Below are 15,089 nucleotides of genomic sequence, written 5' to 3'. Positions count from 1 at the left end.
AAGTTGTTTGGCTACCCGATCCCGTAAAGACCCGGCAGGTCGACCAGCAGGAGATCATCACACCGAGCCACGGCGTCAACCAGGTCGGGACAGAAGCCGTGGAGAGAGAACAAGGCCAGCGTGGCGCCCGTCGTGTCGTAGCCGCGGTCGGTGAGCAGGCTTCGGATGCGCTCCAGGCGTTGCAGATCGCCGGTTCCGCGGCGAGCGGCGGTGGCCTGGGCCTCGCCGATCAGGGCGATCCGAGCGCGCGGCGCCTGCGGACGCTCGCCCAGGGCGAGGGCGATGACGTCGACCTCGTGCTTGGTACGGGCCGCCGGGTCGGCGACCTCGGTGGTGCCGACCGGGCCCGGCAGGCCCCCGGGGAGGAGCGCGTGTGCGTAGCGGCGGGTGAAGATGCGGGCGAGGTCCTCGAAATGTGGACCCAGGATCTTGGAGTTGAAGGTCGGTGCGGCGGCCTGCCATGCCTGTTCCGCGAAACCCTGCTCGACCGTGGCGGCTTGGGGCAGGGCGATGGGCTGGTTGAAGCGGATGACGGGCCGGCAAGCGTGATGACCGGGTGTCGGGGCCGCAGGATGTCCTGCTCACGCTGGATGTAGCCCGTGGACTCCAGCACGTCCAACGGATGGCTCACGGCGTCGCGTTGACGCTCCAGGGCCGCACCGACCTTCGTGGGCGTGGAGGCACCCTGGGCGATCGCGGTGAGGATGCCGAACCATCCGGGCAGGGACCTGAACCAATCCGGGACCGGTGGAGGCTCTATGCGTTGACTCCGGCTGCCGGTTGGGGGTTGGTGTCGAGCGTAGTGGTGGGTCTCGTGCTCGTGGGGTGGGATGTCGCCGACCGCCGTGTGGAGGTGCTGTTTGTCGAACCGGTCGGCCTCCCCCAGCCTTCGGCCGGGGGTGCCCCCACCGCGGTGTCGAGTTCGCCACGGCTGCGGGACCCGCCACGAGGACGGAACCCGCAGCCGGTCGTTCGCCGGACGGAGGTCAGCCGCTGACCGTGATGTTCGAGCTTCCGCTGCTCCGGTAACCCTCGGTGGCCATGATCATGTAGTACCTGAACTGACCCATGTTCATACCCGCGCGCGCCCAGGCGTCGAAGTGGTTGCCAGTGGTGATGGTGCCGGAGCCGCTGGTCACCTTCGACTGCCGGACGCTCCAGTACTGGTCGAAGGTGCGGGTGCCCTCGACGGAGGGGGCGTTGTACCGCGTCGTCTTGTAGATGTCGTACGTGCCGCCGTCGCTGTGGACGGTGCCCCTGTACTCGCCGGTGGGCCGGTAGCTGCCCCAGTTGTCGACGATGTAGTACTCCACCAGCGGGTTCGATGTCCAGCCGTAGAGGCAGCCGTAGCCGTTGCCCGACGGGTTGAAGTAGCCGGTGTAGCGGACCGTCCTACGCCCGCCGGTGCTCCAGCCCTTGCCGGCGACGAAGTTGCCGCAGTTGGTCCACCGGGTGCTGTAACTGCCGCCGCCGTTGAGCGTCATGGAGACGGAGCCGCCGCCGTCGGTCCAGAACGAGTAGTACATGCCGTCGTAGCCGGTCTGGTTGGTGGTGATGGTGGTGGCGGCGTGGGCGGTGCCGGGCAGCAGCAGTCCGGACGCGGTGGCGAGCGCTACGGTGCCGGCGCCGCCGAGGAAGCCTCGTCGGCTCAAGCCACTGAGGGAAGCGGGGTTCTGCTGGATCTGGTCCTTCTGCATGCGTTCTCCCGATGAAGGCTGGTGGGGGCGGGCGGCTTCCGCTGCCCGCGGCCTTGCATGGAACACGGCGGGGATCACCCGTCGTCATGCCGCAACGACCGACCGCCCTCCCCGGTCACATGACGCGAGGGGAACGACGGTCTCCTGTCGTTCGGTGGCCACAGTTTTCGTAGAACACCATGACCCTGTCAATACTTTCGGCATCCTTTCGGAAACATGTTTTTCACCAGAAGAGGTCTTGGCAAGTACGTCTTCGCTGCTCAAGCCGTCCCTCGCGCGAAACCTTGCGAGGGACGAGATGAGGCATGAAGGGGACACAACGAAAGCATGTGCTTGACACTCGAAACTTTCGAGCGTGGACGCTACTGCGGCGGCCCCATCGGGAACCTCCCGTGGAGAACAGCGCGGCGAGCACGTCAAAGAAGCCAAAGGTCGCCGAACCGGCGACGGTGCGGGCCGCCGTCACGTCGCAGCCGGGCACGGAGTCGTACTACGGCAAGATCCAGACCGAGGTCACCGTGGCCGGGGTCTCAGGATCGATCCAGGCCGGCCTCTACGAGGGCGATTCGCGTTCCGGCGGCTACGAGATGATCTCCGGGCGCTGGATCACTGGTAAAGGACAGTTCGTGGTGCCCTCGCGCTTCCTGGAAAGGACCAGCACCAAGCTCGGTGACGCGGTGCGGGTGACCTACGAGAAGAAGACCGCGAACCTGCGGATCGTGGGCGAGTCCTTCGACACGCCGGGCAGCCGGCTGGAGATCCACGCGGACATGGCCGACTTCAAGTCGGCCGAGCCCAGGACGTTCCTCGTCGTACGAGCCCGTTCAGCTGCCCCTGCTGGGGGCTGAGCGGAGTCGTGATCGCGGTGCTGGGCGCGCTGGTCCCGGCCGGCTGGGCGGCCAGGGCGCGTACGGCCACTGCGCTGCGCACCGAGTAGCGTCCGGCGGAGCACGAACCGTCGGGGCCGATCCGCCGGGCTCGCGGGGCCCCGTCCAGGCAGGTCCTCCTGAGAGGGACCAGGGAAGTCCGGACGGAGGAGTTCAGGACCCCTGCCACTACAGCCAGCCGCTTGGCCTCCACGGCCCGGTGGCCGGACCGCCCGATGAGCAGAGTGGTCAGTTGTCGGTCTTCTTCTTCGAGCGCCGAGGGGCGGCTGCCTGGGTGGGGCGAGCGCCAGCCTCGACCTGCTGGGCGTACACGGCGTTCGTCACGAGCTCGCGCGCGTATGCGGCGTCCAGTCGGCCAGGGCGGAAGAGGATGCGGTACATGATCGGCGCCACGACACGGTCGATCAGCAGTTCCGTCTCGGGCACCGGCTCCCCCCGCTGCACCGCACGGGCCAACACGACGTCGATCTGCTCTGCGGCATACGCCGAACACTGACCGGCATTGGTTCCGTCGGGGTCGCCGAGCAGGGCGTCCCGGATGTAGGCGCGCCCGGGCGGCGAGGCCATCTCGTCGAGGAACTGTTCCGCCCACGCGTCGAGATCGGCCCGCAGGCTTCCGAGATCGGCCGGATCAGTTTCCGGGCGCAGTCGTTCGACGGCCACGTCGGACAGGAGTTCCTGCAGGTCGCCCCAGCGACGGTAGATCGTGGAGGGGGTCACGCCCGCCCGAGTGGCCACCATCGGGACCGTGAGCGCGTCGCGGCCCACCTCCCCTACGAGTTCACGTACCGCCGCGTGGACGGACTCCTGTACGCGTGCGCTGCGCCCGCCGGGGCGGACCATGGGCCTGGGACTCATGCGATCCACCTTAATGCGATTTTGTTGCTTCTAGGCGGTGGCCGGCGTCGGCGACCCGCGGGGCTACGTGTCCGGGCGCCCGAGCACGGCGGACGCCCCCGCAGCGACGCGACCACATGCCGGCTGGAACGTCCGCCTTCCGTCAGGCAGCGAGGGGAGCAAGCCGCCCCGCGCCGGCCACCGACTCCTCGTAGACCCGGCCCACACGGAGCACCGTCGCGTCGTGGAAGGGGCGCGCCATCAGCTGCATACCGATCGGCAGTCCGGCGCGGTCGTGACCGACCGGCAGGGTGAGGGCCGGGACGCCGGTGATGTTGGCTGGGGCACAGAGGCGGACGTAGCTGTCCGACACGGCCTCGGTCGTGCCGTCGGCCCACTCGACGGCTTCCTGCCCCGCCTCGGCGGCGGTCATCGGCACCGTCGGCGCGGCGAGGACGTCGATTCCGTCGAACATGCGAGCCCAGGCGTCTCGCATCATGGTGCGGGCCCGCTGGGCGCGGAGGTAGTCGCCCGCAGAGGTGAGTTCGCCGGCCTCCAGCAGGATGCGAACGTCCGCCGCGTACAGGTCGGGGGTGGCCCGCAGCGACCGCTCGTGGTAGGCGGTGGCCTCGGGAACCATCAGCCCCCACTGAACGGCCTGGATGTAACGCGCCATCGGGATCTCGACGTCGACGAGCTCCGCCCCCAGCTCCGCCAGCCGCTCGATCGCGCCGCGTACGGACTCCTCGACCTCGGGCGTGACCCGGTCGAAGTAGTGGTTCCGCGGTACGCCGACCTTCAGTCCTCGCAGGTCGCCGCCCGGGAAGCGGTCCAGCATCGGGCCGGACACGCTCGCCGGGTCGCGCGGGTCGTGCCCGGCGGTCGCCGACAGCACCAGCGCGGCGTCCTGGACGGTGCGGGTGAGAGGGCCCACGTGGTCCAGGGACCAGGACAGCGAGGTCACGCCTGTGCGTGGGACCAGGCCGTAGGTCGGCTTGAGGCCCACCACGCCGTTCAGGGCCGCGGGGACCCGGATGGAACCGCCCGTGTCCGTGCCCATGGCGAACGTCGCCCCGCCGGCGGCGACAGCTACCGCCGAGCCGCCGCTCGACCCGCCCGCAACCCGGCTGTGGTCCCAGGCGTTGTTCGTCTGCGGAGTGGTCAGGCCGTAGGCGAACTCGTGCGTGTGCGTCTTGCCCAGGAGGACGGCCCCGGCGGCGCCGAGCCGTTCGGCCACCCGGCTGTCGCGTTCCGCCACGTGCCCTGCCCGGACGTGCGAGCTCGCCGTGGTGGGTATCCCCTCTGCGTCGATCAGATCCTTGAGCGCCATGGGGATCCCGTGCAGCGGCCCGCGCGGTCCGCTTCCGGAGATCTCCCGTTCGGCGCGGGCCGCTGCGGCCAGGGCCGCGTCGGCGGCGACGGTGACGTAGGCGCCCAGCCGTCCTTCGACGGCGGCAATACGGGCGAGTACCGATTCGGTGAGTTCGACGGGGGACAGCTCCCGTGCGCGCACCGCACGGGAGGCTTCGGTCAGCGACAGCTCAAACGGTTGCATCGGCGTTCCCCTGTCCGGCTCGGTAGGAGGACGCGGGAGGGGTCTCGCCGAAATCGAGCTCGCGCAACGTGCTGATCACGGAGTGGATGTGGTTGGCCGTCATGGCGACTCCTTCGTGTCGGCCGTCCCCGAGGGGGAGCCCCGCCCGCAGCGCCCCTCGGGCTGCCTCTTGGGGGGTGAGTTCGCTGGTCATGGCTTCCTTCCGGATCTGTGCGGCGCGACGGGCCGGGGCTGGTACAGGACCTCCGGCCACCGTAAAAGCGAATCGTTTGCTTTAGTCGAGCGTAGGACCTACGGTGACTTAAAGCAAACCAATCGCTTTTAGCACGGGAAGGACCCTCATGCGGAGCGTCCCCGCGGGCCTCGCGCCTCCCCGCACCTCCCCATCCGGACGCCTGCCGTTCGCGTTGCACGCCTCGATCCTGATCGCGCTGCTCGCCGCATCCAGCGCGCCGACCCCGCTGTACCCCCACTACCAGGCTCAGTGGCAGTTGTCGTCCCTCGACATCACCGTGGTCTTCAGCGCCTACGCCCTGGCGCTCCTGATCGCACTGCTGACGACCGGAACCCTTTCCGACCATGTCGGACGCCGCCCCGTGCTCCTGGGCGCGCTCGCGGTCCAGGTCGCCTCCATGGCACTGTTCGCCACGGCCGGCGGCCTGACCACCCTGATCGGCGCCCGCGTGCTGCAGGGCATCGCGACCGGCGCGGCGACCAGCGCAGCAGGTGCGGCTCTCCTCGACCTGGAAGACCCCGCCCGGCCGGGTCGCCCCGCTCTGGCCAACAGCATCGCGCCAATGACGGGCATGGCGGCCGGCGTCCTGGCGGCCACCCTCATGGTGCGCTTCGCCCCCGTTCCGACGATCACGGTGTACGCGGCCCTGATCGCCGTGTTCGCCGCGCAGGCCATCGCCCTTGTCGCGACGCCCGAGACCGTCCGCCGCCGTCCCGGAGCACTGCGCTCGACACGGCCCCACCTGGCGCTGCCGTCGGCGGCCGCCCACGCTCTCCTGCTCAACGGCGCCGGCGTCGTCGCCGTCTGGGCACTCGGCGGCTTCTACTCGTCCCTGGGACCGGGCTTCACAACGCTCATCTCCCCCGGCGGACCCGAATACGCCGGCGGCATGGTCTTCTTCACGCTGACGGCCGTCGCCGCCCCGACGGTGTACGTCACGCGCAGGGTGCGTGCCGACGTCTCCGCTCTTCTCGGGAGCTGCGCGGTGATTCCGGCGGCCGTCCTGACCCTGGGTGCCCTCCATCTCGCCGGCCCCGTACTTCTCTTCGCCGGGGCGGCGCTGGCCGGGTTCGGCTTCGGAGCCGTCTCCCAGGGCGCGCTGCGCGCGGTCGTCGGCTCGGTCCCGGCCCGGGAGAAGGGCGGCACGCTCGCCTCCTATTACGTACTCAGCTACCTGGCGATGAGTCTGCCCGCCATCGGCGCCGGCGCCCTCACCGCCGGCTTCGGGCTGCGTACGGCAGCAATGGCCCATGCCGGCTGCGTGGCCGTACTGGCGACCGTCGCAGTCGCGACGCTGACCGCGTCGCTGCGCAGTCGGCACCGGACACCGTCCCCGGACGCCCACTCCCGCCCGGCAACGAGCAACTACACATCCGCCTCACCCGGCACACCCGACACACCCGCTCCAGACATCTCCGTCCTCGCGACCCGTAACAGGTAAGGAAAGTCGCCGTGTTCACCTCATCGCAAGCGACCACGTCCATCACTCCCCCCGCCTCTTCCTGGACGGTGGGCAACCACACCGTACGACGCATCGACGAAGTGGTCCTGCCCGCCCAGACCGGTCCGTGGCTGCTGCCCGGGGCAACCACCGGCCTCGTGAGCCGGACTTCCTGGCTGAGCCCCGAATTCGCCGACGAACAAGGCGTCCTGCGCCTGGCGAGTCACAGCTTCGCCGTCGAGGTGGACGGCATGCGGGTGCTGGTGGACACCGGCATCGGAAACGGGAAGCGGCGCGCCAACCCCGCCTGGCACAACCTGAACAGCGACTACGAAGCACGGCTACGGGCGGCGGGCTTCGCGCCGGAGAGCGTCGACCTCGTGGTCCTGACCCACCTCCACGCCGACCACGTGGGGTGGAACACGCGTGCCGAGGGCGACGCCTGGGTGCCCACCTTCCCGAACGCGCGCTATCTCACCTCACGCACCGAGTGGGACTACTGGGCGGGTGTCGACATGGAGGAGGCGCGTCGGCAGATGTTCCGGGACTCGGTCCATCCCGTCCGGGAAGCAGGTCTGTTCGACCTCATCGATGTTCCGGACGAGGGCACGGACGTCGCGCCGGGCATCCGTCTACTGCCCACCCCCGGCCACACACCGGGGCAGGTAGCGGTGGAACTGAGCAGCCGTGACGAGACCGCGTTGGTCACCGGCGACAGCATCCACCACCCGGTCCAGATGGCGCATCCGGAGCTCTGCAGCTGTGTGGACGTCGCTCCCGAACTCGCGGCCAGGACCCGGAACCAGGTGCTCGGCTCACTGGCCGGTACGTCAACTCTCCTGCTTGGGAGCCATTTCCCGCCGCCGACCGCCGGACACGTGCTACGCGAGGACGGCGGGTACCGACTGGTCCCGGCTCCCTCAGGGGACACGCCCACCGGCGGCTGAAGCGGATCGGAGCACCCGGGACGTGCCGCGCACCGAGTCGCACCGAGTCCGTGCGGGTGACGTCCTGGGCGTCCGCGACCGGACGGCCCGTGAACGGCTACGAGACTCCTCCGGCATGCGCTCCGTCGTCACCGATGGGGCCGGACGACGTCATGACCGATCACCGGCTTGCGCCCTTCGCGTAAGCCGGCTGTCGGCTGTCCCTGGTGGGCGACAGTCACGCCGACGCGTCGCGAACGAGGGCAACCTGCCGGCCCCACTCGCCCATCGCGCGGGTAGCGCTCCCGGTCCTCGGCGACGCCCCGCCGATAGGTGTTGACGTCCTCGGCCCGGTGGCCGCGGTCCGGACGACGCGTACCGAGACCCGAGGGGGAGCGGGTGCGGAGGGGGGCTGGTCCGGTTCACGGCAGAGCCGGCCCGGCGGGTGGTGCGGGGCCGGTGGAGAGGACCTGATCGACGGCGGCGTTGAGGGTCTGGGTCTCGGCGACGAGGACGGATTCGCCGGTGGGCAGGGCGCGTTCGAACGAGAGTCCGTTGAGGACGGTGAGAAGGAACCTGACGTTGCGGGTGTGGTCTCCCGGGGGCAGGACGCCTTCCTCGACGAGCACGGCCAGCCAGTGTTCGACCCGGCGCTCCGCCTCCCGCTCAAGGCGTAGGTACGCGGCGCGCACCGGCTCGGTCGGCTCGGGTTCGATGAAGGCCCTGTACGTCGCACCCCATGCGGCTCGCGCTTGTTCGTTGGTGCCGGTCAGTGCGAGGACCTGCCGCAGGCAGTTCAGCAGCCGTTCGCGGGGCGGCAGCGAACGGTCCCGGATCGGGTCGCCGGGCAGGAGGTGTCCGTAGATCCGCGCGAGCAAGCTGTCCTGCAGGGCGCGCTGGGTGGGGAAGTGGAACCTCAGCGAGCCCGTGCTCACTCCCGCACGCGCGGCGACCGCTCGCACGCTCAGCTTCGCCGTCACGTCCTCGGCGATCATCTCCGCAGCGGCCTTGAGGATCCTCTCGCGTGTGTCCATGCCCCGCTCTCCTTCGCTTCTCCCAACGCCCCTCACTGTACTAGCACGCCGTACTAGCACAGTGTGTTAGCGTCTCTCCAACACGCTGTACTAGTGAGGCGCGAAGGAGAGGGCGGAGCATGGCCTTGAAGCAGTGGGCGGCATCGAGGCGCCTCAAACCGGGAGACGGCAGGGAGCTGCAGCGGTTCCGCTGGTGGCAGCTCCCCCTGCGCTCGCTGTTCTGGCTGCGGCTTCCCGGTGATGCCGGGCACGCCCGCCTGTACGCCGTCGACGTACGGCACTGGGCACGGTTGGACAACAGCAGGGTCCGGGCGCATCTGTTCCTGGACGGCAGGCACGTGGCCGAGTCGAAGCTGCCCGCGGTCTTCCCCGTCGACGGGGGCGTCATCGAGGTGGCGATGAGCGACTACGGCGTCAAGCGCTGCCACTACCGCCCCCGGGACGGACAGCCGCGTCAGCTCACGCCCGACCCGACGTCGGCGGAGGGGCGGCGGGCGCGTTTCGGTGTCCGCCATCCGGGGCTGAGCCGGGCGATCGCCATCGGATCGGTGCTGCTGCTCGTCATCGGTGTGGGCCTGAACCTGGTGCAGCTCGCCGAACCCCTGTCCCGCATTCCCCCCGTCATGCAGCGGGTCGGAACGTTCGAATCGCCGATACACCTGCCGATCTGGCTGAACCTCGCGCTGGGGGGCGGAGCCGTTCTGGCCAGCATGGAGCGCGCGCTCCGGCTGCGGTACTCCGCTCTGCTCGACGCGGCCGGGCGTTGACCCCCCGAAGCGAGACGGCACGACCGACGCCGGCCCTCCTCGGCCGGCCTCCCGCGCGACCGGCACGGCCCGGTCGCGCGGAACGACACGAGTACGGAGAAGGGGAAAATCATCATGATCCAGTCGAGGCCAAGGCTCACCGCCCGGTACGGGGCGACGCTCGCCGCGGCCCTCGTGGTCCTGACAGGGTGTTCGTCCGGTGCCTCGGGGCCGCGCAGCACGTCCGCAGCGGGGGCACCGGTCCCGGGTCCCTCACCGGACCCGCTCACGTGGAGCACGTGCGGGAAGAAGCTCGAATGCGCCACGCTCGAGGTGCCGCAGGAGTACACCGAGCCCGACGGCAGGCAGATCCCGCTCGCGGTCATGCGGCACCGCGCCACGGATCCCGACCGCCGCATCGGCAGCCTGGTCTTCAACCCGGGCGGACCCGGAGTCTCCGCCACCGAGACACTGCGCAATCTGCCCAAGGCAACCGGTACTCCCGGCGCTTTCTCAGCCGAAGTGCTCGCCAGATTCGACATCATCGCGATGGACCCGCGCGGCGTCGGCCGATCGCAGGCCGTCCGCTGCCTGACCGACGAGCAGCGGGCCAACGCCGCCGGCACCGACTTCGACCCGGCCGTCCCCGGGGGCAAACCCCTGCCGCGACTGCTGGCCGACGCCGTCGCGTTCACCGACGGCTGCGCCAAGCACCAGAGCAAGAAGTTCCTGGCCAGCCTGTCCACCGACAACGTGGCCCGCGACATCGACCAGGTCCGCTCCGCCCTCGGCGAGGACACGATCACGTACTACGGCCTGTCCTACGGCACCGTGGTCGGACCGATGTACGCCACCCTGTTCCCCGACCGGGTCCGCCAGATGGTGCTCGACGCACCCGTCGACACCAACCAGTGGTTCGGCAACCCCCTCCCCCTCCAGCAGGAGGTCGCCGTGGCAAGCGAACGGACGCTCAACGCCTGGTTCGAGACCTGCCGCACCGAAGGGACCGCGGTGTGCCCGTTCGGAACGGGGGACCCCCAGGCGGCGTTCGACACACTGATCGACACGCTGGAGGCGAAACCGCTGAAGATCGCCCCCCTCAAGGGGGTCACGCCGGGCGGTGAACTCGACGGCGCCATGGCCCTCGAGGCCACCCGGGCACTGGCCGGCGACCAGAACACCTGGCCGTTGCTGACCTCGGCCCTGCTGGCCGCACAGGAGGGCAACGGCGCACCCCTGCACATCATGTGGAGCAGCGTCACGGTCTCCCCCTTCCCCGTCCCCACCGCGATGTTCGAAACCCACACCGCGGTGCGCTGCGCCGACTGGCAGACCCCGGCCGGCATCGCCGCGCACAGGGCCGCAGCCACCAAGGCCGTCACCGAGGCCGAGCGGATCGGACCCCGGGCCGCCTACTCCGCCCTGAACTGCGCTCGGTGGCCCGCGCCGAACAAGGACCGCGTCACCAAGCCGCTCACCGGCGCCGGTACGCCGACCGCACTGGTGGTCGCAGGCCGGCTGGACCCCGTCACCCCGCACCACTGGGCCGAGAACATGACCCGCACACTGGACTCCGCGGTCCTGCTCACACGTGAAGGAGTCGGACACGGCTCCTACGGCACCAACACGTGTGTCGACAGCGCGGTCGGCGCCGCCCTCATCCACGGCACCCGCCCCGCCGACGGCACCGTGTGCGAGACGGACACACCCGCCACCACCCGCCCCCTCGTCCCCGGGAACCGCTGAACCGCGGCCCCCGCGCAGCGCCGCGTGACCGTGCAGAGCCACCGTGTGTCTCGCGAAGTCTTCTGCGGCCCGTCGTCGCCTCTCGAAGCAGTACCGAAGCCGTCATCGTCGTACAAGCGCAGCATGCGAGCAGCGCTCATCATCGCGAACCTTCGAACCAAGATCCGGACTATACCCGGACCAGCCGTCCGCAGCTTGTGGCGATCGGAGCTGTTTTCGCTGGTCAAACTACATATGAGCCGTGTACCACTGCTTGACACCAGAAATCTCCGGCACGCCTGCCTCGCGGACTTCCCCATCAGGCCGGCTGACCAGCGACGCAACACATCTGACGCCTCATCAGGACGAGCGTCAAATGAGCGTCACGAGCGTCAAGATATCGCGCGTAACGCCCACACCGCACATAACGTGCACGCAAGAAACGGCAGGTCAGGAGCCCTTCGCGGCCGGCTCGAGGATGGCGACGCACTCCACGTGATGCGTCATCGGAAACAGGTCGAACACCCGCAGCGTCCGCACCCGGTACCCCCCGTCCCGGAAGTAGGCCAGGTCCCGTGCCAGCGCCGCCGGATCGCAGGCGACGTACGCGATCCTGCGGGCGCCCAGGGACGACAGGTGCTCCACCGTCTTGCGGCCGGCGCCCGCCCGCGGCGGGTCGAGGACGACGAGGTCGACCTCCGTGATGCCCGTGCGGGGCAGGACCGCGTCGACCTTGCCCTGTTCGATGCGGACGCGCGGGAAGTCCGCGAGGTTGTGGCGGGCGTCCTCCACCGCGCGCTTGCCCGACTCGATGCCGAGGACCGCGCCCGCCTCGCCGACCCGGTCGGCCAGGGCGCCCGCGAACAGGCCGACGCCGCAGTAGAGGTCGAGGGCCATGTCGCCCTTGCGGGGCAGCAGGCCCTGCATGACCGCGGTGACGAGGGTGTCGGCGGCCTTCGGGTGGACCTGCCAGAAGCCGCCGCCCCCGACGCGGTACGTGCGGCCGTCGGCGCGTTCGCGGACGAAGGGGCGGCCGTGGACGCGGTGGACCTGGCCGGAGCGTTCGTCGATGCGCAGGACCGAGACGGGGCGGTCGAGTTCGACCAGCGGGAGGCGGGCGCCGGGCTTCGGGGTGAGGACGACCTGGCGGTCCTGGGAGCCCGTCGCGGCGATCGCCTCGACGGAGTCCATGCCGGTCCAGTCCCGCTTCTCGATGCCGAGCTCGCTGACGCCCTCCGCGGCGATCATGCAGTGGTCGATCGGCTCGACCTCGTGCGAGCGGTGCCGGCGCAGTCCCGCGCGGCCGTCCGCGGTCACCGCGTACTGGACACGCGTGCGCCACGCCGGGACCTGCCCGGCGGGGACCTTGTCGCCCTCGGCGGGCATCACGGTGCCGTCCCAGCCGGCCTCCTCGGGCGTGAGCCCGGCCAGGCGCTGCAACTGCTCGGCGACGACCTCGCCCTTCAGGCGCCGCTGTGCGCCGGGCTTGGCGTGCTGCCAGTCGCAGCCGCCGCAGCGGCCGGGCCCGGCGAACGGGCAGGGGGCGTCGATCCGGTCCTTGGAGGCGTCCAGCACCCGCACCGCGTCGGCGCGCAGGAAGCGGGCCCCCTCCTCGCCCTCCGTGATCTGCGCGACGACCCGCTCGCCGGGCAGGGCGTGCCGGACGAAGAGGACCTGGCCCTCGGAGGTACGGGCGATGCAGTGGCCGCCGTGGGCGACGGGGCCGACCTCGACCTCGTACTCCTCCCCCACCAGTGATTTCCTCGGTTCTGCCTGCATGGCGGGGTGACTCCACAACATCGGGAACGGGCGGACGGGCCGTGCGGCCCGTGACAACAGCCCACCAGTCTACGTGTGCCTGGAGGAGTCCTTCGCCCGCTCCGCCGGACCGCGGCGCACCGAGCCGGGGGCGACCCAGTCCTGCCGCCTGCGGGCCCGCTGCTTGGCGGCCTCCGAGGACTCCAGCTGGTAGGGCACCGAGGTCACCATGACGCCCGGGGTGAACAGCAGCCGGCCCTTGAGCCGCAGCGCGCTCTGGTTGTGCAGCAGGTGCTCGTACCAGTGGCCGACGACGTACTCGGGGATGATCACGGACACCACGTCGCGCGGCGCCTCGTTGCGCAGACCCTTGACGTACTCGATGACCGGCCGCGTGACCTCCCGGTAGGGCGAGTCGAGCACCTTGAGGGGTACGTCGATGCCGCGCCGCTCCCACTCCTCGCGCAGCGCCCTGGTCTCGTCCGGGTCCACGTTGACGCTGAGCGCCTCCAGGGTGTCGGAGCGCATCAGCCTGGCGTAGGCGAGGGCGCGCAGGGTGGGTCGGTGGATCTTGGAGATCAGGACGACGGAGTGGACCCGGGACGGCCGCACGCTGTCGTCGGTCGGGGTCTCCGGCGCCGCGATCTCCTCGGCGACGCGGTCGTAGTGCTTACGGATCGCCGTCATGGTCGCGTAGAAGATGCACATGCCGAGCAGCGCGACCCAGGCGCCGTGGGTGAACTTGGTGACGAGCACGACGATCAGGACCAGGCCGGTGAAGAAGGCACCGAAGGTGTTGATGGCCCGGGAGCGGATCATGTGGCGGCGCTTGGCCTGGTCGTTCTCGGTGGCCAGCAGCCGGTTCCAGTGCCGCACCATGCCGGTCTGGCTGAGCGTGAAGGACACGAACACACCGACGATGTAGAGCTGGATCAGCCGCGTGGAGTCGGCGCCGTAGATCCACACCAGCAGTCCGGCGGCGCCCGCGAGCAGCACGATGCCGTTGGAGAAGGCGAGGCGGTCGCCGCGCGTGTGGAGCTGGCGGGGGAGGTAGCGGTCCTGGGCGAGGATCGAGCCGAGCAGCGGGAAGCCGTTGTAGGCGGTGTTCGCGGCGAGGAACAGCACCAGCGCGGTGGCGGCGGCGAGGATCATGAACAGCAGGCTGCCGTGGCCGAAGACGGCCTCGGCGACCTGGGAGATCACCGGGTCCTGGACGTAGTCGGGGCCGAGCGGGGCTCCGTCGTGGATCAGGTCCTTGGACGGGTTCTCGGCCATGCGGACGTCGGTGGCCATGGCCAGCCCGATGATGCCGCAGAACATGGTGACGGCGAGCAGCCCCATCATGGCGAGCGTGGTCGCCGCGTTCCGTGACTTGGGCTTGCGGAAGGCCGGTACGCCGTTGGAGATCGCCTCGACGCCGGTGAGCGCGGCACAGCCGGAGGAGAAGGCGCGCAGCAGCAGGAAGACCAGGGCGAAGCCGGCGAGGCCGGGGTGTTCGGGTTTGATCTCGAAGTCCGCGGTCGGCGCCCGCATGTCGTCGCCGAGCACGACACCGCGGAAGGCCCCCCAGGCGATCATGGTGAAGACGCCGGCGACGAAGACGTACGTGGGGATCGCGAAGAGCGTGCCCGACTCCTTGACCCCCCGGAGGTTCATCAGCGTCAGCAGCACGATCACGCCGATCGCGCAGGCCACCTTGTTCTCGACGACGAACGGGACCGCCGAACCCAGGTTCTCGATGCCGGAGGAGATCGACACGGCGACGGTGAGGACGTAGTCGACGAGCAGGGCGCTCGCGACGGTCAGCCCCGCCTTGGGGCCGAGGTTGGTGTTGGCCACCTCGTAGTCGCCGCCGCCGCTGGGGTAGGCGTGCACGTTCTGCCGGTAGGAGGCGACCACGGTGAACATCAGCACGACGACCGCGGCGGCGATCCAGGGGCTGAAGTGGTACGCCGACAGACCCGCGATGGACAGGACCAGCAGCACCTCGCCGGGGGCGTACGCCACGGAGGACAGCGGGTCGGAGGCGAACACGGGGAGTGCGACGCGCTTCGGCAGAAGCGTTTCCCCGAGCCGGTCGCTGCGCAGTGCGCGCCCGATCAAAATGCGTTTGGGCACGTCGGTCAGTTTGGACACAACAGTGGATCGTAGGCCGTCGGTCGAGGGGCGGCCCACCCGCCACCCCACATCCATACGGCATCCATACGCCTCTGCTCTCCGGGTGAAATTAGGGGAGGCCGGGGCGCGG

The 15,089-nt window shown here is 70.2% G+C and carries 12 protein-coding genes and 1 pseudogene; 5 read left to right on the top strand and 8 right to left on the bottom strand.

Annotation, left to right across the window (positions count from 1 at the left end):
• Positions 1-11: 11 nt before the first annotated feature.
• Positions 12-715: pseudogene (locus F1615_RS36065) on the bottom strand (ATP-binding protein); the annotation flags it as partial.
• Positions 716-986: 271 nt separating this feature from the next.
• Complete coding sequence (locus F1615_RS00655; RefSeq protein WP_149546845.1) at positions 987-1,697, bottom strand: glycoside hydrolase family 11 protein; 711 nt, start codon at positions 1,695-1,697, stop codon at positions 987-989.
• Between the two features lie 392 nt (positions 1,698-2,089).
• Here F1615_RS00655 and F1615_RS00650 point away from each other — a divergent pair, with 392 nt between their 5' ends.
• On the top strand, positions 2,090-2,545 hold the full coding sequence (locus F1615_RS00650; protein ID WP_208818222.1) for a hypothetical protein: 456 nt from the start codon (positions 2,090-2,092) through the stop codon (positions 2,543-2,545).
• A 267-nt stretch (positions 2,546-2,812) separates the two neighbouring features.
• Here F1615_RS00650 and F1615_RS00645 read toward each other — a convergent pair whose 3' ends face one another.
• From F1615_RS00645 to F1615_RS00635, 3 genes are all read right to left on the bottom strand, one after another.
• Positions 2,813-3,442 (bottom strand): TetR/AcrR family transcriptional regulator, encoded by a 630-nt coding sequence (locus F1615_RS00645; RefSeq protein ID WP_149546844.1) that lies wholly within the window; start codon positions 3,440-3,442, stop codon positions 2,813-2,815.
• Positions 3,443-3,584: 142 nt separating this feature from the next.
• On the bottom strand, positions 3,585-4,976 hold the full coding sequence (locus tag F1615_RS00640) for an amidase (RefSeq protein ID WP_149546843.1): 1,392 nt from the start codon (positions 4,974-4,976) through the stop codon (positions 3,585-3,587).
• On the bottom strand, positions 4,963-5,169 hold the full coding sequence (locus F1615_RS00635; protein WP_149546842.1) for a hypothetical protein: 207 nt from the start codon (positions 5,167-5,169) through the stop codon (positions 4,963-4,965). The genes F1615_RS00640 and F1615_RS00635 overlap by 14 nt, the downstream gene beginning before the upstream one ends.
• 148 nt (positions 5,170-5,317) lie before the next feature.
• Between F1615_RS00635 and F1615_RS00630 the strand changes: the two genes are divergently transcribed.
• A complete protein-coding gene (locus F1615_RS00630) occupies positions 5,318-6,652 on the top strand; it encodes an MFS transporter (RefSeq protein WP_149546841.1) in 1,335 nt (444 codons plus the stop codon).
• 11 nt (positions 6,653-6,663) lie between these two features.
• Positions 6,664-7,599: an MBL fold metallo-hydrolase gene (locus F1615_RS00625; RefSeq protein WP_167533616.1), complete on the top strand. Its 936-nt coding sequence runs from the start codon at positions 6,664-6,666 to the stop codon at positions 7,597-7,599.
• 401 nt (positions 7,600-8,000) lie between these two features.
• Here F1615_RS00625 and F1615_RS00620 read toward each other — a convergent pair whose 3' ends face one another.
• Positions 8,001-8,612, bottom strand: coding sequence for a TetR/AcrR family transcriptional regulator (locus F1615_RS00620; protein ID WP_149546840.1), 612 nt, complete (start codon positions 8,610-8,612; stop codon positions 8,001-8,003).
• Positions 8,613-8,731: 119 nt separating this feature from the next.
• Here F1615_RS00620 and F1615_RS00615 point away from each other — a divergent pair, with 119 nt between their 5' ends.
• Together F1615_RS00615 and F1615_RS00610 are read left to right on the top strand one after the other, a co-directional pair.
• A complete protein-coding gene (locus F1615_RS00615) occupies positions 8,732-9,379 on the top strand; it encodes a hypothetical protein (RefSeq protein WP_149546839.1) in 648 nt (215 codons plus the stop codon).
• 114 nt (positions 9,380-9,493) lie between these two features.
• The gene (locus F1615_RS00610; protein WP_149546838.1) at positions 9,494-11,104 is read left to right on the top strand and encodes an alpha/beta hydrolase; all 1,611 of its coding nucleotides are present in this window, start codon (positions 9,494-9,496) and stop codon (positions 11,102-11,104) included.
• A gap of 429 nt (positions 11,105-11,533) precedes the next feature.
• Here F1615_RS00610 and F1615_RS00605 read toward each other — a convergent pair whose 3' ends face one another.
• Positions 11,534-12,862: a class I SAM-dependent RNA methyltransferase gene (locus F1615_RS00605; protein ID WP_149546837.1), complete on the bottom strand. Its 1,329-nt coding sequence runs from the start codon at positions 12,860-12,862 to the stop codon at positions 11,534-11,536.
• A 69-nt stretch (positions 12,863-12,931) separates the two neighbouring features.
• Complete coding sequence (locus F1615_RS00600; RefSeq protein ID WP_149546836.1) at positions 12,932-14,977, bottom strand: APC family permease; 2,046 nt, start codon at positions 14,975-14,977, stop codon at positions 12,932-12,934.
• Positions 14,978-15,089 lie beyond the last annotated feature (112 nt).

The sequence above is a fragment of the Streptomyces marokkonensis genome (genome assembly GCF_008312835.1).
GTDB classification, from domain to species: Bacteria; Actinomycetota; Actinomycetes; order Streptomycetales; family Streptomycetaceae; genus Streptomyces; species Streptomyces marokkonensis_A.
This window is presented reverse-complemented; position numbering and strand designations above follow the sequence as displayed.